The sequence below is a fragment of the Psychromicrobium xiongbiense genome (assembly GCF_030271165.1).
Lineage (GTDB): Bacteria > Actinomycetota > Actinomycetes > Actinomycetales > Micrococcaceae > Renibacterium > Renibacterium xiongbiense.
This window is the reverse complement of record NZ_JASSZH010000021.1, coordinates 257,945-278,668: the sequence shown is the minus strand read 5'-3', so window position 1 is coordinate 278,668 and position 20,724 is coordinate 257,945. Positions and strand designations below refer to the sequence as shown.

18 protein-coding genes are annotated in these 20,724 nt (G+C 66.5%); 11 read left to right on the top strand and 7 right to left on the bottom strand.

The features are described from left to right. Positions 1-35: 35 nt before the first annotated feature. From QQM37_RS09180 to QQM37_RS09165, 4 genes are read left to right on the top strand one after another with little or no spacing between them, the layout of a single operon-like run. Positions 36-1,337 carry a M20 family metallopeptidase gene (locus tag QQM37_RS09180; protein ID WP_285726730.1) on the top strand — a complete coding sequence of 434 codons (1,302 nt, stop codon included), beginning with the start codon at positions 36-38 and terminating at the stop codon, positions 1,335-1,337. After that, positions 1,330-3,126, top strand: a complete 1,797-nt coding sequence (locus QQM37_RS09175) for an ABC transporter ATP-binding protein (protein ID WP_285726729.1) — start codon at positions 1,330-1,332, stop codon at positions 3,124-3,126. The genes QQM37_RS09180 and QQM37_RS09175 overlap by 8 nt, the downstream gene beginning before the upstream one ends. Continuing rightward, a complete protein-coding gene (locus tag QQM37_RS09170; protein WP_285726727.1) occupies positions 3,113-3,856 on the top strand; it encodes an AroM family protein in 744 nt (247 codons plus the stop codon). Before QQM37_RS09175 ends, QQM37_RS09170 begins: the two co-directional genes overlap by 14 nt. Positions 3,857-3,908: 52 nt before the next feature. Next, complete coding sequence (locus tag QQM37_RS09165) at positions 3,909-4,841, top strand: DUF1177 domain-containing protein (protein WP_285726725.1); 933 nt, start codon at positions 3,909-3,911, stop codon at positions 4,839-4,841. A 113-nt stretch (positions 4,842-4,954) separates the two neighbouring features. On the opposite strand, the gene QQM37_RS09160 is transcribed toward QQM37_RS09165, so the two are convergent. The 5 genes from QQM37_RS09160 to QQM37_RS09140 all read right to left on the bottom strand — a co-directional run bounded on the left by QQM37_RS09160 (position 4,955) and on the right by QQM37_RS09140 (position 10,071). Further along, a complete protein-coding gene (locus QQM37_RS09160) occupies positions 4,955-5,320 on the bottom strand; it encodes a hypothetical protein (protein WP_285726724.1) in 366 nt (121 codons plus the stop codon). Then, a complete protein-coding gene (manA, locus tag QQM37_RS09155) occupies positions 5,317-6,591 on the bottom strand; it encodes a mannose-6-phosphate isomerase, class I (protein WP_285726722.1) in 1,275 nt (424 codons plus the stop codon). The genes QQM37_RS09160 and manA overlap by 4 nt, the downstream gene beginning before the upstream one ends. Before the next feature lie 62 nt (positions 6,592-6,653). Next, complete coding sequence (locus QQM37_RS09150; RefSeq protein WP_285726720.1) at positions 6,654-8,264, bottom strand: LCP family glycopolymer transferase; 1,611 nt, start codon at positions 8,262-8,264, stop codon at positions 6,654-6,656. Beyond that, positions 8,261-8,791: a 5-(carboxyamino)imidazole ribonucleotide mutase gene (gene purE / locus QQM37_RS09145; RefSeq protein WP_285726764.1), complete on the bottom strand. Its 531-nt coding sequence runs from the start codon at positions 8,789-8,791 to the stop codon at positions 8,261-8,263. The genes QQM37_RS09150 and purE overlap by 4 nt, the downstream gene beginning before the upstream one ends. A gap of 83 nt (positions 8,792-8,874) precedes the next feature. Next, entirely contained in the window at positions 8,875-10,071 is a 1,197-nt protein-coding gene (locus tag QQM37_RS09140; RefSeq protein ID WP_285726718.1) for a 5-(carboxyamino)imidazole ribonucleotide synthase, read from the bottom strand. Positions 10,072-10,318: 247 nt separating this feature from the next. Between QQM37_RS09140 and QQM37_RS09135 the strand changes: the two genes are divergently transcribed. Continuing rightward, complete coding sequence (locus QQM37_RS09135) at positions 10,319-10,828, top strand: GtrA family protein (RefSeq protein ID WP_285726716.1); 510 nt, start codon at positions 10,319-10,321, stop codon at positions 10,826-10,828. A 9-nt stretch (positions 10,829-10,837) separates the two neighbouring features. Here the strand turns inward: QQM37_RS09135 and QQM37_RS09130 are convergent, their stop codons facing one another. Beyond that, positions 10,838-11,614, bottom strand: coding sequence for a TIGR03089 family protein (locus QQM37_RS09130; RefSeq protein ID WP_285726715.1), 777 nt, complete (start codon positions 11,612-11,614; stop codon positions 10,838-10,840). Between the two features lie 287 nt (positions 11,615-11,901). Here QQM37_RS09130 and QQM37_RS09125 point away from each other — a divergent pair, with 287 nt between their 5' ends. From QQM37_RS09125 to QQM37_RS09115, 3 genes are read left to right on the top strand one after another with little or no spacing between them, the layout of a single operon-like run. Next, positions 11,902-12,501 (top strand): WhiB family transcriptional regulator, encoded by a 600-nt coding sequence (locus tag QQM37_RS09125; protein ID WP_285726713.1) that lies wholly within the window; start codon positions 11,902-11,904, stop codon positions 12,499-12,501. Between the two features lie 11 nt (positions 12,502-12,512). Further along, on the top strand, positions 12,513-15,944 hold the full coding sequence (locus tag QQM37_RS09120) for a glycosyltransferase (RefSeq protein ID WP_285726712.1): 3,432 nt from the start codon (positions 12,513-12,515) through the stop codon (positions 15,942-15,944). Continuing rightward, a complete protein-coding gene (locus tag QQM37_RS09115) occupies positions 15,941-17,710 on the top strand; it encodes a DUF5719 family protein (protein WP_285726710.1) in 1,770 nt (589 codons plus the stop codon). The genes QQM37_RS09120 and QQM37_RS09115 overlap by 4 nt, the downstream gene beginning before the upstream one ends. Positions 17,711-17,756: 46 nt before the next feature. On the opposite strand, the gene QQM37_RS09110 is transcribed toward QQM37_RS09115, so the two are convergent. Next, complete coding sequence (locus tag QQM37_RS09110) at positions 17,757-18,317, bottom strand: metallopeptidase family protein (protein WP_285726708.1); 561 nt, start codon at positions 18,315-18,317, stop codon at positions 17,757-17,759. Positions 18,318-18,469: 152 nt separating this feature from the next. On the opposite strand from QQM37_RS09110, the gene QQM37_RS09105 reads away from it, so the two are divergent. The 3 genes from QQM37_RS09105 to ahcY all read left to right on the top strand — a co-directional run bounded on the left by QQM37_RS09105 (position 18,470) and on the right by ahcY (position 20,709). Continuing rightward, positions 18,470-18,871: a DUF3499 domain-containing protein gene (locus tag QQM37_RS09105; protein WP_285726706.1), complete on the top strand. Its 402-nt coding sequence runs from the start codon at positions 18,470-18,472 to the stop codon at positions 18,869-18,871. An 86-nt stretch (positions 18,872-18,957) separates the two neighbouring features. Further along, positions 18,958-19,173 (top strand): hypothetical protein, encoded by a 216-nt coding sequence (locus QQM37_RS09100; RefSeq protein ID WP_285726704.1) that lies wholly within the window; start codon positions 18,958-18,960, stop codon positions 19,171-19,173. 69 nt (positions 19,174-19,242) lie between these two features. Further along, positions 19,243-20,709, top strand: a complete 1,467-nt coding sequence (gene ahcY, locus QQM37_RS09095) for an adenosylhomocysteinase (RefSeq protein ID WP_285726702.1) — start codon at positions 19,243-19,245, stop codon at positions 20,707-20,709. Positions 20,710-20,724 lie beyond the last annotated feature (15 nt).

Below are 20,724 nucleotides of genomic sequence, written 5' to 3'. Positions count from 1 at the left end.
GGGGGGCGCCCCCCGGCCCCGTGAAAAGGACCATCATGACTGAATCCCTCAGCGCGGCCGAATGGGAAGCCCGCCTGCTGGCCGAGATCGAAGCGACGAGCGGAGAACTGCTCGAGCTGGCCTGCCGGCTGATCCAGATCCCCAGCGAGAACCCCTCGGGTGACTGCACGGAGGTCGCGGGATTTATTGCCGGCTGGCTGCGCGAACGCGGACTGGACTGCGAGGTGCTCGACGCCGGCGCGGGGCGACTGAATATCGTCGCTCACCAGCGGCCCGGGCAGGCTGGCGGATCGCAGCGCCACCTGGTGCTGGCCGGTCACCATGACGTGGTGCCCGTGGGCGACGTCAGCCGATGGTCCTTCCCTCCCTTTGCCGGCGACATCGTGGATGGGTATCTGCGCGGCCGCGGCGCCAGCGATATGAAGGCAGGGCTGGCCGGCGTGATCCACAGCTATGTGCTGATGCACCGGCTGGGGGTTCCGCTGCAGGGCACGCTGTCGCTGGCCTCGGTCTCCGACGAGGAGACCGGCGGACCGCTGGGCGCGGACTGGCTGCTCAACCGCGATGATCTGGCCGGGGCCACCTCGGCCGTCATCGCCGAGCCTTCGGAAAGGTCACACCCCACGATCGGTCAGAAGGGCAGCAACTGGTTCAGGCTGATCATCAGCGGACAGCCGGGCCATGGCAGCCTGCAGCCGATGCACGGTGTGTCTGCCAACCTGCTGGCGGCGAAGGCGATCCTGGCACTGCAGGGGCTCTGGGAGATGGTCCCGGACGCGCCGGAGGAAGTACGCCAGCTGATTGCCGACTCCAAGCATCACGCCGAAACCCGCGAGGGTTACCAGCCGGGGGTGAGCCGGGCCTTCGATCACGTGACGATCAATATCGGTACGATTCACGGTGGCAGCTCCACCAACGTGGTGGCGGACCGGGCCGTCGTGGACATCGATACCCGGGTGCCGATCGGTCTGAGCCGTGAGCAGGTGCGCCAGCGGGTGGATGAGCTGCTGGCCGAGGCCGGGGTGCCTGCGGAGATCGAACCGCTGGGATTCCGCAGCGAGCCGAACTGGACGCTGCCCACCGAGCCGATCGTGGAAGACCTGGTGGGCGTTCTGCGGGAGCTGGTGGATCCGGAGGCCTCCGGCGTGCTGCAGTGGGCGTCCTCCGATGCACGGACCTTCCGTAGCCACGGCATCCCGGTGCTGCAGTATGGGCCCGCGGAACTGTCCACGATTCATGGTTTCGATGAGCGGTCCAAGGTCTCCGACATCATCAATGCCGCCAAGGTCTATGCGCTGACCACCGTGCGCTACCTGGGAGTGCAGGCAGATGACTGAGCCGTCGCCAGCCGGGCAGGAGGCCACCAGGCCGCTGCTGTCCGTGTCCAATCTCAGCTTGGAGATCAGCGGTGGCGCGGCGCCTTTCCGGGCCGTGCAGAACGTCAGTTTCGACATCATGCCCGGGAAGATGCTGGGCCTGGTGGGCGAGTCGGGAAGCGGTAAGAGCCTCACCGCCATGTCGATCAACCGCCTGCTGGACCGGAACATCCGGATCACGGAAGGCTCCATCGAGTTTCAGGGCAAAGATCTGGCGCAGCTGGATGAACGGGCCATGCTCAAGATCCGGGGTGCGCAGATCGGCACCATTTTCCAGGAACCGATGACGGCGCTCAACCCGGTCTTCACGATCGGCGACCAGGTCTCGGAGCCGCTGCGCCGCCATCAGGGCATGAGCCGCAAACAGGCTCTGGCCCGGGCCGGCGAGCTGCTGGATATGGTGGGTATTCACCGAGTGCGCCAGGTGTTGCAGGACTACCCGCACCAGCTCTCCGGTGGCATGCGACAACGCGCCATGATCGCGATGGCGATGTCCTGCGAGCCCCAGCTGCTGATCGCGGATGAGCCGACCACCGCGCTGGACGTCACCACGCAGTTGCAGATTCTGGATCTGATGCTGGATCTGCAGGAGCAGCATGGTACGGCCGTGCTGCTGATCACCCATGATCTGGGAGTGGTGGCGCAGACCTGCGAGACGGTGGCGGTGATGACCGGTGGCCGGATTGTGGAGAATGCGCCGGTGGAGGACATCTTCGCCCGGCCCCAGCACGCATACACCAAACGGCTGCTCAGCTTCATGCCGGAAGGGCGGAAGAGCGCGGTGGCTTCGGCCGTCATCGCTCCTGCCGAGGTTGCCATCGCTGAGCCCGCTGGTGCGCCCGTCGCTGAGGCTGTTGCGCTCGCAGAGGAGACCGCCGAGCCTCTGCTCGAAGTGACCGACCTGGTCAAGATCTTCTCCTCGCGGCGGCGGGGGAGCGAGCCGGTCGTCGCGGTCGATGGCGTCAGCTTCAGCCTGTACCCCGGCAAGACCCTGGCGGTGGTTGGCGAGTCCGGCTCCGGCAAGTCCACCACGGGCCGTCTCGCCATGCGACTGCACGAGCCGACCTCCGGCCAGGTACGCTTCGAAGGGCAGGACTTCCTGGCCCTCGAGCCGGCGCAGCTGCGCGCGGCGCGTGCCAGGATGCAGATCATCTTCCAGGACACCTATGCCTCGCTGGATCCCCGGTGGACGATCGGGAAGATCCTCCGCGAACCGCTGGCCCTGCACACCTCCATGTCCAGGGAGGAAATCCGAGACCGGTGCATCGAGGTGCTGGAGATCGTCGGCCTCAACCGGGACCACCTGGGCCGCTACCCCCATGAGTTCTCCGGTGGCCAACGCCAGCGGATCGGCATCGCGCGCGCCCTGCTGCTGCGGCCCTCACTCGTGGTCTGCGATGAGCCGGTATCCGCGCTGGACGTGTCCGTGCAGGCGCAGGTGCTGGAACTGATGAAGGACCTGCAGCGACGCTTCGGGTTGTCCTACTTGTTCATTTCCCACGATATGTCGGTGGTGGAAATGATGGCCGATGACGTCATGGTCATGAGCCACGGTCGTGTGGTGGAGCACGCCCCGGCGGCGGAACTGTTCAGCAATCCGCAGCATCCGTACACCCGGGCTTTGCTGGCCGCGGTGCCCGGGGCGGACCCGACGGAGCGCAACAACAGGGCCGAGCGTCGTCGGATCGTGGAACAGGGACTCGACGCCGCTGCCGCCGTGGCAGGAGAAGACGCCGATGCCGCAGCCTGAGACCTCGTCTGTGCTGGACGGAGCGGAGGCACGGGGCGGCCCGGCGCCCCGTCCCCGGCTGGGTGTCGTGACCATCGGCCAGAGCCCGCGCAGCGATCTCATCCCTGACCTCCGGCCACTGCTGCCGGGCATCGACATCGTCCAAAGTGGTGCCCTCGACCGGCTGAGTGCCGAGGAGATCACCGCTCTGGCACCGCGGCCCGGCGAGGAGGTGCTGACCTCCCGATTGCGGGACGGATCGAGCGCCGTGATGGGCCGCGAATCGGTGATCCCCCTGGTGCAGCGCGCCATCGAGGAGATCGATACCGAGGTCGAGACCATTCTGCTGGCCTGTACGGGTGAATTTCCGCCGTTCCGCTCCCGGGTTCCGGTGCTGGAGCCGGAGAAGCTGCTGACTCACCTGCTGGCTGCCGTCGTTCCGCCCAGCAGCCGGATCGGCATCATCTGCCCGCTCGAGGAGCAACGCGATTCCACCCGGATCAAGTACTCCGCTGCACTGCCGGACTCGGTGTCCTGGTGCAGCGCTGTGGCGACGCCGTATTCCGATGATCTGAGCCCCCTGACGCTGGCTGCCGAACAGCTGGCCCGGGAGGGCGCCGACTACATCGTGATGGATTGCATCGGCTACACCACCACGATGGCTGCCATGGTCCGCCAGATCAGCGGGCGGACGGTGCTGCTGGCCCGTTCGACGGCCGCCCGCATCGCCGCAGAATTGCTGGCCGACTAAACCGCCGTGCTTCTTACCCTGATACCCACAACCCCCACCTACGGAGTAACGAATGTCCTGGAAACACGTACTGGAAGCTTTCGATCTGCTGGACAGCCCGGCCGCCAGCGGCGAGGGCGTTGCTGAGCTCTGGCGCAGTCATGGGGCGGATGAGGTCTTTGTGAAGACGGTCAGCGGAGAGCGGGGAGCGACCGACTTTGTCCGGATCGTCATCCCCGGTAGTCGTGGTCGACTCGCCGGCGGGGATGCGCCCACCCTGGGCCTGATCGGGCGCCTGGGCGGCCTCGGTGCCCGACCGGAGAAGATCGGTTTTGTCTCCGACGGCGATGGCGCTCTGACGATTGTGGCAGCTGCCGCGAAATTGCTCGAGATGGCGGCACGTGGAGACCGGCTGGATGGCGATGTGGTGCTCGCGACCCATATTGATCCGGATGCGCCGACCCAGCCGCACGATCCGGTGCCCTTCATGAACTCGTCAATCGAGATGTCGATCAACAACCAGTACGAGGTCACCGCTGAGATGGAAGCCATCATCTCGGTGGACACCACCAAGGGCAACCGCATCTGCAACCATCGCGGTTTTGCGGTGACTCCGACGATCAAAGAAGGCTGGATTCTCCGGGTGCCCGAATCGCTGCTCGATGTGGCGGAGCGCACCAGCGGGCGTCCGGCCATGGTCATGCCGATCACCATGCAGGACATCACGCCCTACGGCAACGGTATCTATCACATGAACTCGATCGTCCAGCCGTGCACGGCCACCACGGCCCCGGTGGTGGGTCTGGCGATCACCACGGAGACCGCCGTCGCAGGTTCAGCCACCGGCGCGACCGACCTGACCAGCGTGGAGTCTGCGGTCCGTTTTGTCATTGAAGCGGCCAAGGACTTCGGCCGGGACAACCTGAGCTTCTTCGACGTCGAGGATTTCGACCGTCTGCAGCAGCAGTACGGGTCGATGTCCGGCCTCCAGGTACTGCACAGCTAGTCCCCACGCCCTCCCGCCGCTCGTGCCTCGCAGCGGGGCCCTCGGGCGCGTGGGCCCACCGAGAGGCCCCGGGCGCGTGACCCTCCCAACTGAGTCGGAGTAGCTACTGCTACTCAGTTGGGAGGGGTGGAGACGTTTACGCGCTGCTCGGCCACAGTCACCACCGTCGCCGGGTCAACTGGCGCAAAGGTGTCCACGGTGCTCTCCTGGTCGCCCGGAGCGATCCGGTACGCGATGAGTCCGCCACCCTGGTCGCGGGCCATCCCGCTGGGCCGGACGTCACGCTCCGCCCCGGCGACGCCAATCCGCCAGCCGAGCTGTTCGAGCTTCTCGCGCACCAGGCACAGCGCCTCGACCGAGCCGGATGCCGTCGAGGTGATCTCGACGCGCCACCGTGTCCCCTCGAAACCCCAGGCGATCGTCGCGTCGCTCAGAATTCCATTCCGAGCTATCTGAATCGTCTGCGGACTCTGGATCATGCGCCCAGGGTACTCTGGGCGGCACCCCGGATGGCGGTGGTCACGGCGAAACCCACGCATCCGCTCTCCGAGTGCACCATGACCGGCGCCTCCGAGGCGGCTGCAAAGGCGCTTTCTCCGCGGTGGAGGACCAGATCGCCGCGCGGTGAGTCCAGTACGGCTGATCCCTCCAGCAGCAACACCAGCAGGGCGCCCTGCTGGGCCAGCGGCACAGGCGCGTCACCGGCGGCGAGGTCAAAGCGCTGTAGCGCAAACTCGCCGAAGCCCGGGTCAAAAATGCTCTGACCCAGCGAGGTCTCCTCGGGATGCACTTCGGGAACGGGCAGCGCACGGAAGTCGATCGTGCCGAGCAGCTCGGGCACATCCACATGCTTCGGGGTCAGGCCGCCGCGCAGCACATTGTCGCTGGCCGCCATGACCTCCACACCCAGCCCGTGCAGATAGGCATGGACGTTTCCGGCCGGCATCGAGATGCACTCACCGGGTTCCAGATGAACCCGGTTGAGCAGCAGCGAGATCAGGGCGCCTGCATCACCGGGGTACTCCGCTTCCAGATCAAGGACCGTGCGCAGGCTCGCATCGAGCGCGTCCACGCCCGCGTCCGCCAGATACGTATGGGTGGCTGCCAGCGCCTCCGTGACGTCTCCGCCTCCAACGATCAGTCGCTCGAATGCCTGCCGAAGCGCGTTGCTCTGGGCGTCCGGGGCAGCGCCAGAACTCTCAGAGCCCACGATGCCGGCCCGCAGGATGCCGGCAATCTCCTCCACCACCGGGTGACGCGTTTCAATCGCGAGCAGATCGAAGTACCGAGCCGATTCACTGAGCGCCCGGAATCCGCACAGCGCCTCAAAACCGGTCAGGGCCAGGATCATCTCCGGCTTATGGTTGTCGTCCTTGTAGTTGCGGTGTGCGGCGGTGCGGGGCACCCCAGCCGCCTCTTCGGCGGCGAAGCCACGTCGCGCCTGCTCCAGCGTCGGGTGGACCTGCAGCGACAGCGCGCCCTCGGCCGCCAGCAGCTTGAGCAGATAGGGCAGCCGGTCGCCGAAAGCCGAGCGGGATTCCTCGCCCAGCGTCCCGTGCGGATCGGCCGCAATGAGCTCATTCAGCGGCACGTCGCCCGTGGCAGTGTGTGCGATCGACGGCGCATCGGGGTGCGCGCCGATCCACAGTTCCGCCTCCGGCCCGCCGGACGGCTCGCGGCCCAGCGCCCGGGCAATGGCCGTCGTCGAGCCCCAGGCATAGGGCCGGGTGACATTACTGAGCAGGTACATCTGAACTCCTCACCGGCGGTGACACCTGGCGATGACTGAAACTGACGTGGCGGCGCCCGACCTCAGCCCGGCGTGCAGTTCCCATTATTCGCCAGCAACTGGGCCAACTGGTCATCCTGACCGGTCACAGCAAGTTTCTGCAACTGCGCCTCGGTCACCTGGGGCACAGTGTTCTGCGGCGCGGGCTGCGGCGCGGGCTGTTGGGCCGGTGCCGGGGCGGCAGGCTGCGGGGCGGCCGGTTGCTGGGCGCCCTGACCGGCAGCCTGGCCGGAGTCCGTGGCTGCGGGAGCCGGCTTGCCCGCGATGAAGTCGGCCACCCGCTGGTGGAGCACGCCGAAGTCAGGACTGACCGGGAAGTTGATATCGAAATCGGGCGGGCCGATGGTCAGACGGTCCAGCGGGAAGCCTTTGGCCTTGATCGCCAGATCCAGGAAACTGCCCAGCTGTTGCTGCGGCAGATCCGATTCGATGACCTGCGCACCGGCATTGGCGATCGAGTCGAATTTAGCCAGTACGGTGGCCGGGTCCATCTGCTTGAGAATGGCCTGCTGAATGCACTGCTGGCGCTGGCTGCGTGCATAGTCATTAACCCACTGGCGCGAGCGGGCGTACCAGAGTGCCTGCTGGCCGTTGAGCTTGTGCACACCGGGAGAAATCCAGCCCACGGGCGGCTCATGGCCACCCACCTCATCGGTCGCCGCACCGCTCATCGGCACCCAGCCGCCGGCATTGATTGTCACGCCGCCCAGGGCATCCACCATCTGGGAGAAGCCGTCCATGTCGATGAGCACATAGCCCTGGATGGTCAGCCCCAGCGTGCCACCGGCGGCCTCCATCATGGCCTGCGCACCGGGGTCCTTGGCGTTGGGATAAAGCTTCGAGTACTTCTGGGTGACCTCGCTGTAGAGGAAGTTGATGATGCAGTTATCGCCGCAGTTGTACCCCTTCGGATAAACCGATTTCATGGGGGACCCGTCGCTGAACTGCGCATTCTCCAGGTTGCGGGGAATTGAGATGGTGACGGTCTTGCCGGTGGTGGCGTCGATGCTGAGCACGATGATGCTGTCCGGACGGCGGCCCACGCGGTCCGCCCCGGCATCGCCACCCATCACCAGGAAGTTGTACCGGCCGTTCACGGGCTTCATATCCGGCCCGGCCGTGGTGAAGATGGAACCCAGCGCGCTGCGCCCGGAATTCACCAGATAGGCGGCATAGCCGAGCGTGCCGGAGCAGATCACCATGAGCACCACGAGCGCGCCGCAGACGATGGCGCGCATCCCCGGAGCCAGTAGCACCGGCTTGATCAGGCGGAGGGTGTTGATGAACAGTACGGCCCAGCCGACGGCCAGCAGGGACAGGACCAGAATGATGATGACGGAGCCGACCGGATGAGTGAACCAGCCCAGCACTACGCTGCGGGCGGTCAGTGCCAGGATGCCGAGCACGATGAGCGCCAGCCAGGCAGCGATGGTAACCCTCAGTGCAGCGCGTCCCAGGCGGCGATTGCCCGCGACCAGTTGGGCGCTTCCGGGAAAGAACACGGTGAGCGCCAGGAGCAATAGCGCACGCTTGGACCGCATGGGTGCGGTGGCCGTTTGCGGATAGCGCACCGGATTGGTCAACAGGGCGGGCTTGCCCGAGGTGGTGTTGCGCTGCGGCGAGGAAAACGTCATCCGGCGGCTCCCGTTGATGGCTCAGACTGATGCCTGCTGGGCTTGATCTCCAGACTCTCGCGGAGTCGTGCGCCCTTTTCGGTGGCCTGACGGTTCAGGTCTGCTGCGAAGCCCAGCAACTCTGCCCGCAGCCGCACCGCCAGCAGATCCGTCCCGCTGGCCAGAATGCGGACCGCCAGGATTCCGGCATTGCGGGCTCCACCGATGGACACGGTGGCCACCGGCACACCGGCCGGCATCTGGACGATCGAGAGCAGTGAATCCATGCCGTCCAGTGTCTTCAGCGGCACTGGCACTCCGATCACCGGAACGGTGGTGACCGAGGCGAGCATGCCCGGCAGATGTGCGGCACCTCCGGCTCCGGCAATCACCACGCGCAGCCCCCGGGAGACGGCGCTTTCTCCGTAGGCCATCATCTCGGCGGGCATCCGGTGGGCAGAGACGACATCGGCCTCGAAGCTGACCCCGAAGTCCTCAAGAGCCGCGGCGGCCTCCCGCATCACCGGCCAGTCCGAATCGGAGCCCATGACCAGGCCGACCAGCGGTGCAGGCTGCGAGGAATGGGCACGTCCGGGCGGGACGGCAGGGAACGAGCCGGGGGCGGGTGTGGTCATGAGGGCTCCTGGGTGGTGGTCTGAGGCTCATTGGGGACATCAGCGCCGTCGCGGAGGATGCTGGCCGCACGGCTGGCACGCCGACGGACGGACGCGGCATCGTCCCCCTCGGCAGAGAGGGCATTGACGTGGCCGATTTTGCGACCGGGGCGGACGGATTTGCCGTAGTGGTGCACTTTCACACCGGGCTCGGCTGCCAGCGCTGCAGGGTACGCGGAATAGAGATCCTCGTTGCGGCCACCGAGAATGTTTTTCATCACGGTCACCTTGGCTACCGGAGTGGTCCCGCCCAGAGGAAGGCCGGCCACCGCCCGCAGATGCTGTTCAAACTGGCCAGTGAGTGAGCCGTCCATGCTCCAGTGGCCGGAATTATGCGGCCGCATGGCGAGCTCATTGATCACAAAGCCGATGCCGATGCCGGGAGTCTCGAACAGTTCCACTGCCATCGCTCCGGTGACGTCCAACTCGGTGGCCAGCCGGATGGCCGTCTGCTGAATCAACAGCACCTGCTCGGGGTCCAGATCCGGTGCGGGGGCGATCACTTCATCACAGACGCCGTCCACCTGGATCGATTCGACCAGCGGCCAGGCCCGGACCTCGCCGCTGGCACTGCGGGCCACCATGGCGGAGAGCTCGCGGGTGTAAGGCACCAGGGCCTCCGCCAGCAGGGACCCCATGGACTGGAACCAGGCGGCGGCCTGAGGCAGCTCGGCGGGAGTGCGGAGAATCATCACACCCTTGCCGTCGTAGCCGCCGCGAGGGGTTTTGAGCACCAAAGGCCAGCCCGCGCGCTCACCGAAGGCCAGTAGGTCAGCCTCGGTGGAGACCTCGGCCCAGAGCGGATTGGGCAGGCCCAGACGCTCGACGGCGGAACGCATCACGAGCTTGTCCTGAGCGTGCAGGAGGGCCGCCGGGCCGGGGTGGATGCTGACGCCCTCCGCCTGCAGCGCCAGGAGGTGTTCCACGGGAACATGTTCGTGATCGAAGGTGAGCACATCCACGCCACGGGCAAATTCACGCAGGGTGTCCAGATCGCGGTAATCGCCCACCGGAGCGCTCCGTACGGCGGCGACGGCGCAGGCCTGCTCGGACTCAGCCAGAACCGTCAGTTCAAGGCCCAGTTCAACAGCGGCAGGCGCCATCATCCGGGCCAGCTGACCGCCGCCGACAACTCCAATAATGGGAAAGCTCACAACGACAAGGGTACCGAGTGCGGGCACATCTTCCGGTGTCCCGGCGTGCCGCTCGCTGGCTCTCAGGAAAATTTCAGGGCTGGCTTGGGCGGCTCGGGTAGCATTGTAAGCCGATGCAGACTCGCCCCGCGGATCCTGCCTCGGCTGGTACGCGATGTTCTCCGGTACCGGCGCACACCTTGCCCCAGAGAATGCCCCAGAGAATTGGACAAGATCCATTAGTACCCTAGTCACCAGACTCAAAGCCGTGATCGCCCTCCTCTGGCGGGAGGCGGCCAAGTTCGGCGTCGTCGGTGCTGTCGCCTGGGTGATCGACTCTGCGGTGAATATCTGGCTGTTCACCGGCCCCCTGCATGGCAGCGAGGTCTGGGCCAAGGTCTGGGCCACCATCGTGGCCAGCATCTTCTCCTGGGTGGCCAACCGCTACTGGACCTTCCGCCACCGCAAACAGGCAAACCCGGTCCGTGAGGCCGTGATGTTCGCCATGATGAACGGCGTCGGCCTGCTGATCGCCGCGGGCTGCGTCTGGGTGGCGAAGTACCCGCTGCATATGGATGACAAGGTCTCCCTGTTCATCGCGGGCAGTGTGGTGGGCCTGGTGCTGGGCACGATCTTCCGCTTCTTCGCCTACCGTTTCTGGGTGTTCACCGCTGAGCTGGACGACGAGCCAGGTTATACGCGGGACCACGAGCTGATCGAAGGGCGTCCTGCCCGCACCGACACTGGTTCGACCGCCCGGGTGGACGTCCGGGACTGACCCCGCAACTCAGGCACCCTGCCGGGTGATCCGTTCGCTGTCCCGGAGCCGATCCGTCAACAGCTCGCCGTGCTCGCAGAGCACCACGGAACCACCAGCCAGCCACGCCCCCAGGCTTGCCTGCAGCACGGCTGCCAGGCCGGCATCGGCGTCAAGGCCCCATCGCTGTGCCCGGTCGTCTTCCGTGGAGGCAGCTCTGGGGGCAGCCGTGTCCCGGGCCCACTCCGCGAGGTGGTCGTAGTTGTACCGCCTGCCACCCAGCACCAGTGCCGTGTCCTGGCCTGACGGATCGGTCAGACGCCAGTACTGGTCGCCATGCTGCCGGACCTCCGCTGCGTAGTCGATCACCCCTGCCGGGGCAGTGGGCAGCTCGCCCTCCCAGCGGAAGGCCAGGGCGGGCAAGGTCAGCGCCAGTGCGGGGGAGAGGCTTCCCGCCAGCACGGTGGCGGCGTCGGAAGCCAGGACGGCGTCCGCCGGTTCTGAGGCCCCGGGATGCTCGGGGTCCACGAGATGCAACTGGGCACCCGTGCGCCAGGCCGCCAGGGCCAGGCAGAGCGTCTTCCAGTGTGCGGGTGCGTCGATCCGGACCACGGCGCCTGGCTCGGCGTCGAACTCATCTGTCAGCAGATTGGCGGTCTTCGCCACCCAGTTGTCCAGGACCTTGCCGGAGAGCTCCACCCGCTCACCAGCGCTGCTGTACCAGGTCAGGCGCGGGCTGCCGGGCTCGCGCAACCAGGCGGCCAGCAGGCCGTCGATGACGGTGTGCATCGGGGACGGCAGAGGCATGAGAGTGTTCCCTTCGATGGCAAAATATGACGCGTGCATTGTTCCCGGTGGCCGACTGCGACACGCCGAGCCAGTCGGCAAAATACTAGGCGTGGCGCAGCCAAGATTCTGGTCCGGGCGTAGATAAAATCCACGCTACCGCTTGACGCCCACAGTATTACACCGGTGTAATTAGTCCTGAAGGTCGCGGGTTGATAACGACTCGGCCGAGGGAATTCCCCAGGCCGCGGAGAGCCTCTTTTCTTTTCCGGCGATTGACCGACTACGGAAACTACGGAAGGACCAGCATGGGGCAGGCGGAGCGTCAGCGCAGCACGACCAGCTCACTGGCATTTGGGGCGTTCACCGAGTTGGGCCACGAGGGCGCCAGTGATCTGCACCCGGCGCCGGTTCAGCGCAGCCGGGAGATTCCAGCCGATTGGTACGTCGATCCCGCCGATCCGGGTGCGGCAGAAGGATTCCGCCGGGCGCAGGCGCAGTCTCTGGAGGATCAGGCCACGGCATTCCTGGCCGATCATCTCGCCGAAGAGTATGACGACGATGACGATGACGACCTCCCGCTGGGGGGCCAGCTCACCGTCGGCGTCGCTGAGGTCATCGGCACGGTCGATCAGGCCATCTGGATTGGCCTTCCGCTCCAGCATCGGGCCGATCCGGCCGATGAAGGCGAGTTGGGATGGCAGGCCGATGCGCTGTGCGCCCAGACCGACCCGGAGGCCTTCTTCCCCGAAAAGGGCGGCTCTACCCGCGATGCCAAGAAAGTATGTGCCTCCTGCACGGTCCGTTCACAGTGCCTCGAATATGCTCTTTCCAACGATGAGCGCTTTGGCATCTGGGGTGGGCTTTCCGAGCGTGAGCGCCGTCGGCTACGGAAGCGAGCGGTCTGATTTCTGACGCAATGCACGTAACAGCCGTTGTGGTGAGCCACAACGGCTCCACGTATATGCCGCGCACTCTGGCGGCCCTGGCCGGACAGACCCGTCCTGTGGATCGGGCCATCGGGGTGGATGTGGCGTCCAAGGATTCCTCCGCCAGGCTGCTGGAGTCGGCACTGGGATCCGGGAATGTCCTGCGGCGCTCCAGCCGGGGTGGCTTCGGCGCTGCCGTGCGTGCGGGCCTCTCCGCCCTGACCTCACCGACAGACCGACCGGGCAACCGCGCCCCCGAGTCCGAATACCTCTGGCTTCTACACGACGATTCCGCTCCCGAGCGGACGGCGCTGGCCGAGCTGCTCAATGCGGTGGAGCGGGCGCCATCGGTCACCATTGCCGGGTGTAAACAGCTCGATGCCGAGGCGCCGCGTTCGCTGGTCGATGCCGGGCTGAGCGTCAGCCGCCGGGCTGAGCGGCTGACCATGATCGAGTCGGACGAACAGGACCAGGGCCAGTACGACGGCCGAACCGACGTCTTTGCGGTGAATTCCGCCGGGCTGCTGATCCGCCGGGACGTCTGGGATGCCCTGGGTGGTTTTGATCCCGCACTTCCGGCCATCGGTGACGATGTTGACCTTTGCTGGCGTAACCGGCTGGCGGGCCACCGCGTGGTGGTCGTGCCCAGTGCGGTCATGATGCACTCCAGAGCACCGCGCCCCGGGCACAGCGAGGCAGCCCTGGAACGTGCAGCCCGTCATGCCGAGGTTCTTCTGCGGCTCAAATTCGCTCCCTGGTGGGCGCTGCCCTTCGTCTGGTTTGCGGCGCTCCTGGGCGGCACCGGATCCTTGATCGCCGGTCTGCTGTTCAAGGATCCGGGCGGCGGACTCCGCTCGCTCGGTGCGACGCTGGCAGCCTTGTTCCGCTTTGACGTCATTGCAGCAGGCCGTCGCTCCGCGGCCCGGACCCGCCGGGTCTCGCGCAGCATGGTGGCGGACCTTCAGATCCCTGCGGCCGATGTACGGGCCTATCGTCGCGCGCTGGCGGAATCGGCAGTGGCGGAGGCCGAACGTGCGGCGGATCCGGAACGTGCCCGGGAAGACGCGGCCGATGCCGGTTCGGTGGTTGCCGCCTCGACGGTGCACGAATTTGAACCCAGTGGCGATGCCACCGATGACTTCGCGGCGCTGGCCACGGCGCGCCGACTCTGGGTGGGCGCGGGGGCGATCTTCGCCGTCCTGCTCCTGGCAGCGGTGTCCTTGGTCTCGCTCAACCGCCTGGTCGGCGCGAGTGCTGTGGGCGGTGGGGCGCTGCTCCCGCTCTCGGCCGGTCTGGGCGAAATCTGGCAACACGCCACCGGCTGGTGGATCACGCTCGGCGCCGGTTGGCCCGGTCATGGTGAACCCTTCGATCTGGTGCTCTGGGTCCTGGCCCTGCTGGGCTGGGGCAATGGTTCCACCGCAGTGGTGTGGCTGCTCACCCTGGCGTTGCCGCTGGCAGGCCTGGGTGCCTGGCTGTGCGCCGGGACGCTGAGCAGAAGCCGCTGGCCGCGGCTGCTCGCCGCCCTGGTCTGGGCCGGATCCCCGGTGCTTCTGTTGTCGCTGGGACAGGGCCGGCTGGGTGCTCTGCTGGCCCACCTGATGCTTCCCTGGGTGCTCTGGGCTTATCTGAGGGCGCTGCGTCCCGGGCCCCGGTCGCCCTGGACGGCGTGTGCTGCGGCGGGCCTTGGCCTGGCCGTCGTGACGGCCAGTGCGCCCAGTCTGCTGCCGCTCGCCATGGTGCTGGTGGTTCTGGTGATGATATTCGGCGGGCGCCGGGCCGCATCACTCTGGTGGTCTCTGGTGCCTAGCGCCGCGCTCTTTGCACCGTTCATCGCCTCCACCCTGGATAACCCGCGGGCGATTCTCGCTGATCCGGGGGTGCCGTTGCCCTTTGCGAATGCACCGGCCTGGCAGCAGCTCCTGGGTCAGCCGGCGACGCTCGCTCCGGATGCCGCCATCGTCGGCTTCGGCTGGCTTCCCGCCGGAGTCCCGTGGATGCTGATCCTGATCCTGATCATTGGTGCGCCTTTGGTGCTGACGGCGGCGATCAGTCTTCTCTGGCCTCAGCGCCGCATCCGGCTGGTGCGCACGCTCTGGGTGGTCGTGCTGCTGGCGGTGGCCTCAGGGTATGGCGTGGGTCTGCTGGGCACAGCACGAACTCAGAACAGCATCGTGACGGCCTTCAGTGGCCCCTCGGTCTCGGTAGCGGTGCTCGCCTTGCTGGCCATTGTGGTGATCGGACTGGATGCTCTGATCCGCAGAGGCCATGCTGCGGATCAGCGTGACTCCGGAGCCGCCCTGGCCGGAGAGGAGAGCTCGTCGCGGGTCTGGACTCGCCCGTTGGCGGTCATCGCCTCGGTGGCCCTCGTGGCTGGCCCGCTGCTGTCCTTGGGTGTCTGGACCGTTCAGCAGGTCACTGGCGCTCATCCCGGGTACAACGCGACGGTTCCGGCCGGAAGCACGGAGCTCCTGCCTACCGGGGTGCGCCCCCTGGCGGCCACGGCCGTGGACCGCGGCCTGAGCGCGGACCGCAGCCGCTCCCTCGTGATGACCGTTGGCCCTGATGGAGTGGCTCAGGCGAGCCTGATGCGCGATGGCGGCACGGGCGAGGATGCGCTCTCCACCATCGTGGCGGCGCAGGGCATCACGGGCGGATTCGGTGCAGAGACCGTGACCGGCGATGATCCGGTGGCGGCCTCCGTCCGACGCTCGGTGGCGGCGATCACCGCAGGGAGTGGGGCCAACCCGGGGGATGACCTCAACGCACTCGGTGTGGGTTTTGTGATGCTTCGCGGCACGGACAGCTCCTCGGAGTTGCTGGCGAGCAAGATCAACACCGTTCCCGGTCTGGTCAGCATAGGGCAGACCGATCAGGGCTGGCTCTGGCGGGTTCTGCCCCGGGCCACCGCTCAGCCGACGGCTGCCACGGTGGCGGCAGCGCGCATCGACGATGGCAAGGGTGGCACGCTGAGTTATCTGCCTTCCCAGCCTGCCTCACAGGCTGAAGGAGTGGACACCCAGGTGGGGCAGGGCGCTGAAGGTCGGCTCGTCGTCCTGGCTGAACGGGCCGATCCACGCTGGAGCGCCTGGTTTAACGACCAGAAACTGACCTCGGCCGCCGCGCCGGGAGCGGCATCCTGGGCGCAGGCCTTCAACCTGCCCGCCGCTGCCGGCCACCTGGAGATCCGCTACGAACAACCCGCAGCCTGGTGGTGGGGTGCTGCGCAGGTGGTGGTGTTCGCTCTCACCCTCCTGCTGGTCATCCCGTTGCCGACCCGCCGGATCAAACCAGCCTCACTGCGGGGAGTGCAGGCGCGTCGCAGCCGGCGAACGTCGCGACGAAGTGTCCCTGAGACAGCCACGTCTGCAGCGGAAAAACCAGCTCAGACAGACACGATGCGTGCGGGAGAGACAGCATGACGGAGGACCAGAAGCCAGGGCTGGAGCCGGTGGAGCCTTCCTCTGAGCCCGCTGCTGAGCCCGCAACTGAGCCCAGTGCGGAGCCCGCTCCGGAAAACCCCAAGGCCGGGGCACAGGCTCCGAAGAAGCCCTCAACCTCCAGAAAGGTCAAGGCTGCCATCCCTCGCACCGGGCGTCCGGCGCTCCGCCGCCGCCGAGGTCTTCGCACCACGGTGACGGTCCTCGGATCGGTGGGGATCGCCATCGTCGCTGGTGCCGTGGTGACCGCAGGTTCCTGGCCCGTGCCGCTGAGCGGAAGCCACCCCGTGGCGGTGCCTGCCGCGGCATTGCCCTCCGGTCCCAACCTCGCAGTCTGCCCCGGGCCTGCTCAATTGCTTCAGGGGGCCGGGACTCAGACGGATCCGCAGTTTTCCCCGGGATCCTCCGATGCCAAGACCACGGTGAGTGCCTTGGTGGGCGGTACCAGTACCGGTCTGATGCCGCAGAGTGTGCTTGCGAGCATGCCGGGAACCGGCGCGCCTCTGGCCACCGTGTCACAGGCGTCCACTCAGACACCCACACCGAGTCTGGGGGGTGGCCCGGTACAGCAGCAGTTCGCCTCGCTGGCAGCGCAGAGCGTCGGTCAGCCCAGTGTGCTGCGGGCCGATCCGGTGGGGGACCAACGCAGCTCTGCGGCCGCCGTCCTGACCTATACCGCCGGAACCGGCGATCTGCGCGGACTTGCGGCGGCCTCCTGCCAGACGCCCGGCAATGAAGTCTGGTTGCTCGGCGCCAGTACCGAGGTTGGCCGCACGGCGATCCTTCAGCTCAGCAATGCCTCCACCATCCCGGCTAACGTCACCGTGGACCTCTACGGGACCTCAGGGCCGCTGCAGGCCACCGGTTCCAAGGACCTCCTGGTGCCGCCGAATTCGGTGAAATCAGTGGTGGTTGCCGGGCTCGCGGGGTCTCAGAAGGATCTTGCCCTGCGGATTCGTTCTTCGGGGGGACCGGTCAGCGCCACGATCCAGCAGTCGGTGCTACGCGGGCTGACGCCCGGTGGCGTGGACTTCCTGACCGCCGTCGCACCTCCCAGTCAGCAGCAGGTCATGACGGCGGTCCAGGTGATGGACCCTGCGCTGGCCTCCAGCATCTCCGGCCAGAGCGGCTACCAGGATGCCCAGACCACCCTGCGGGTGCTCAACCCGGGTGCTGTCGACACGATGGTGCGGGTCCAGGCACTCGGTCAGTCAGGGCCGGTGGCACTGCCGCAGGGTGGTGTGTTCACGGCGAAAGCCGGCTCAGTGACCGAACTGCCGATCAGCGGCCTGCCGCAGGGCACGTACACCCTTGCGGTCGATGCCGATGCCTCCGTGATTGCCTCGGTGCGCACCGTCAGCGGGACCAAGGCTGGCGAGGCGGTGGATCTGGCGGAGTCCGGGGCCAACGCCAAGCTGACTGACTCTCATCTGGTGGTGCTGCCCTCCGGTGTGTCCAGCAAGCTGGTCTTCAGTGCCCCCGCCGGGGCAGCGCAACTGTCGCTGACGCCGATCGGCACCGACGGCAAACCGCAGGCGGCCAAGACGTTGACGTTGTCCGCGGGGAAGACCGTGGTGGTTGATCCCGCGCAATGGGCCGGCGGTGCCGTCTCAGGTTTCCTGGTCTCGGCCAGTGGTTCGCCCGCTTTCGGTGCTCAGCTGCTCTCCCAGAACGACGGAATCTCGGTGCTCGCAATTCCGCGGAATCCAGCCACGCTGCAGAGTGTCCAGGTGGGGCTGGGCTACTGAAGCCCGGCTCCCGAAGTGCTCCGGCACCCGGGCACTCCTCGTGGCCTCACCGGCCGTGCAGGCGTCCGTAGCTCGGATCCACCGCTTCGGGGCTCAGATTGAGCAGGATCGCGACTTGCTCAATCACGGCATCGTGGACTCGCTCGGCGAGGTCCTCGGCGCTGCGGCTGGTCTGGACCAACGGCATCCGGTAGACCGTGACGATGTCCGGCTCTCCCTGGTGACGGGGCGTGAAATCGGCCAACGGGGCAGGCTCCTGCCGCGCTACCAGGTCCTCGAGGTGGTCGGGGATGTCTTTGACCACAAAGCGGACGCGGTCAAGAGCTGAACCCCAGATGTCCTGAAGGCGCTCAGCCGACTCGACCACCACATCGTCAAAGAGTTCGGAACGACTGCGCGCCCCGGGATGAGGTTTCGGGACCAGGGGGCCGCGCAGGCCGCGCCCATGACGGTCCCGGCGGCGTTGACGGTAAGCCCGCGCAGCGCCGTTTTTCTGGTTGTCCTGACGGTTCAGACTGTCGGGGCCTTCCTGGCCGCCGGTGTTCTGCTGGGTAGCCAGCTGAAAACTCCAGCCTGACGATTCCTTGTACCCCCTGAAGTACCCCATGAATCGATGCTAGACCGCTGGGGGCTGTGCCGCGAATATCCCGTGACCAGCGGTCGCCTCACAGCGCCCAGGTCAGCTCGACCGTCAGTCGGAGCGTCTGATCGGGGGCCCACAGCTCCGAGTGTCGGCGCGGGGCGGTAGGCTACTTAATCGTGGGAAAGATACGTCAATGTTCGCGATCCGGGTGCCAGCAATCGGCTGTCGCCACCCTGACGTACGTCTATGCGGACTCCACTGCTGTTCTCGGCCCGTTGGCCACCTACGCTGAACCACACAGCTACGACCTGTGTGGGGTTCACGCCCAGGGGCTGACGGTTCCGCGGGGCTGGGAGGTGCTCCGGCTCGCGATGCCTGAGGTGGCACCGCAGCGCAGCGATGATGACCTGTTGGCGCTGGCTGATGCCGTCCGGGAGGCGGCGCGGAGTGTTCCGGACCAGGATGAGCCCTGGCCGGATGGTCTGGCTCAGCGGCTCAGCCCCGCCCCTCTGGAAGATCCGAGCCATGGATCCAGCACCTCGGCCCGGCGGGGGCATCTGCGCATCCTGCGGGACTGACCATGACTGCAGATTCCCACCCGAGCTTCAGCTGACCTTTCTGGTGCTGCTCGCTGAGCAGCGTTGCCCCTCTCTCAAGGAGAACTATGACCCAGCGGCCCACGCCACGCCTTCCCGAGGAACTGCTCGGCATCCTGCGCTGTCCGGTGACCGGGCTTCCGCTCCGTCAGGATGGCAGCGGCTTGGTCACTGCCTCAGCGGGGCCAGGGGGAGAGCCCGTGCACTACAGCATCGAGGACGGCATCGCCATCCTGATTCCCGGGTCTTCTGGCGAGCAGCCGGAGGCTGGCTCCGGGAGCTGACTCTCCGTCATCCTTTGTCATTCTTTTTCTCACCCAGCACCAGTGGTTCTTCAGTAAAGGCGGCCCCTCATGGCACTTGAGTACAAGATCGCGGACATCACCTTGGCGGAGGCCGGTCGGCACCAGATCCGACTGGCTGAGCACGAGATGCCGGGATTGATGTCCTTGCGCGCGGAATACGGTGAATCCCAGCCGCTCAAGGGCGCCCGGATTGCCGGTTCGCTGCATATGACCGTGCAGACCGCGGTGCTGATTGAGACGCTCGTTGCGCTCGGTGCCGAGGTCCGCTGGGCCTCCTGCAATATTTTCTCCACCCAGGACGAGGCCGCCGCGGCCATTGTCGTGGGCCAGGGGACCGTCGAGGACCCCCAGGGGGTCCCGGTCTTCGCCTGGAAGGGTGAATCGCTGGAGGAATACTGGTGGACGGCGGAACAGATTCTCAGCTGGCCCGGTGCCGCGGAGAACCCCGAGCTGGGCCCCAATATGATTCTCGATGACGGCGGGGATGCAACCTTGCTGCTGCACAAGGGTGTGGAATATGAGGCAGTGGGTGCTGTGCCTTCCCCAGCCGAGGACGACTCCCTGGAGTGGCGCATTGTGCTGGAACGGCTCCGCGCCGCTCTGGCCGAGGACCCGCAGAAGTGGAGCCGCATCGCGGCCGGGATCCGGGGTGTCACCGAGGAGACCACTACGGGCGTTCACCGGCTCTACCAGCTCGCGGAACAGGGCCGGCTGCTGTTCCCGGCGATCAACGTCAACGATTCGGTGACCAAGAGCAAATTCGATAACAAGTACGGCATCCGGCACTCCCTGCCGGACGGCATCAACCGCGCCACCGACGTGCTGATCGGCGGCAAGGTGGCCGTGGTGTGCGGTTATGGCGATGTGGGCAAGGGTGCGGCCGAGGCGTTGCGCGGCCAGGGCGCCCGGGTGATCATCACCGAGATCGATCCGATCTGCGCGCTGCAGGCGGCCATGGACGGTTACCAGGTGGCCAGGCTGGATTCCGTGGTGGCTCAGGGCGATATTTTCATCACCACGACCGGCAATAAGGACGTCATCTCGGCGGCGCAGATGCAGGCCATGAAGAACAAAGCGATTGTGGGGAACATCGGCCACTTCGACAATGAGATCGATATGGCGGGCCTGGGCCGGATTCCCGGTGTGGTCAAGGTGGAGATCAAGCCCCAGGTGCATGAATGGATCTTTGACCAGGGCACCGATCAGGAACGTTCCATCATCGTGCTCTCGGAAGGCCGACTGCTCAATCTGGGCAATGCGACCGGTCACCCCTCGTTCGTGATGAGCAATTCCTTCGCCAACCAGACCATCGCGCAGATCGAACTCTTCACCAAGCACGAGAACGAGCCCTATGAGACCACGGTCCACGTTCTGCCGAAGATTCTGGATGAGAAGGTGGCGCGCCTGCACCTGGCGGCCCTGGGCGTGGAGCTCAGCGAGCTGAGCAAGGAGCAGGCGGAATACCTGGACGTCGATGTGGCCGGGCCGTACAAGGCGGACCACTACCGCTACTGAGCTGCTCCCAGATTC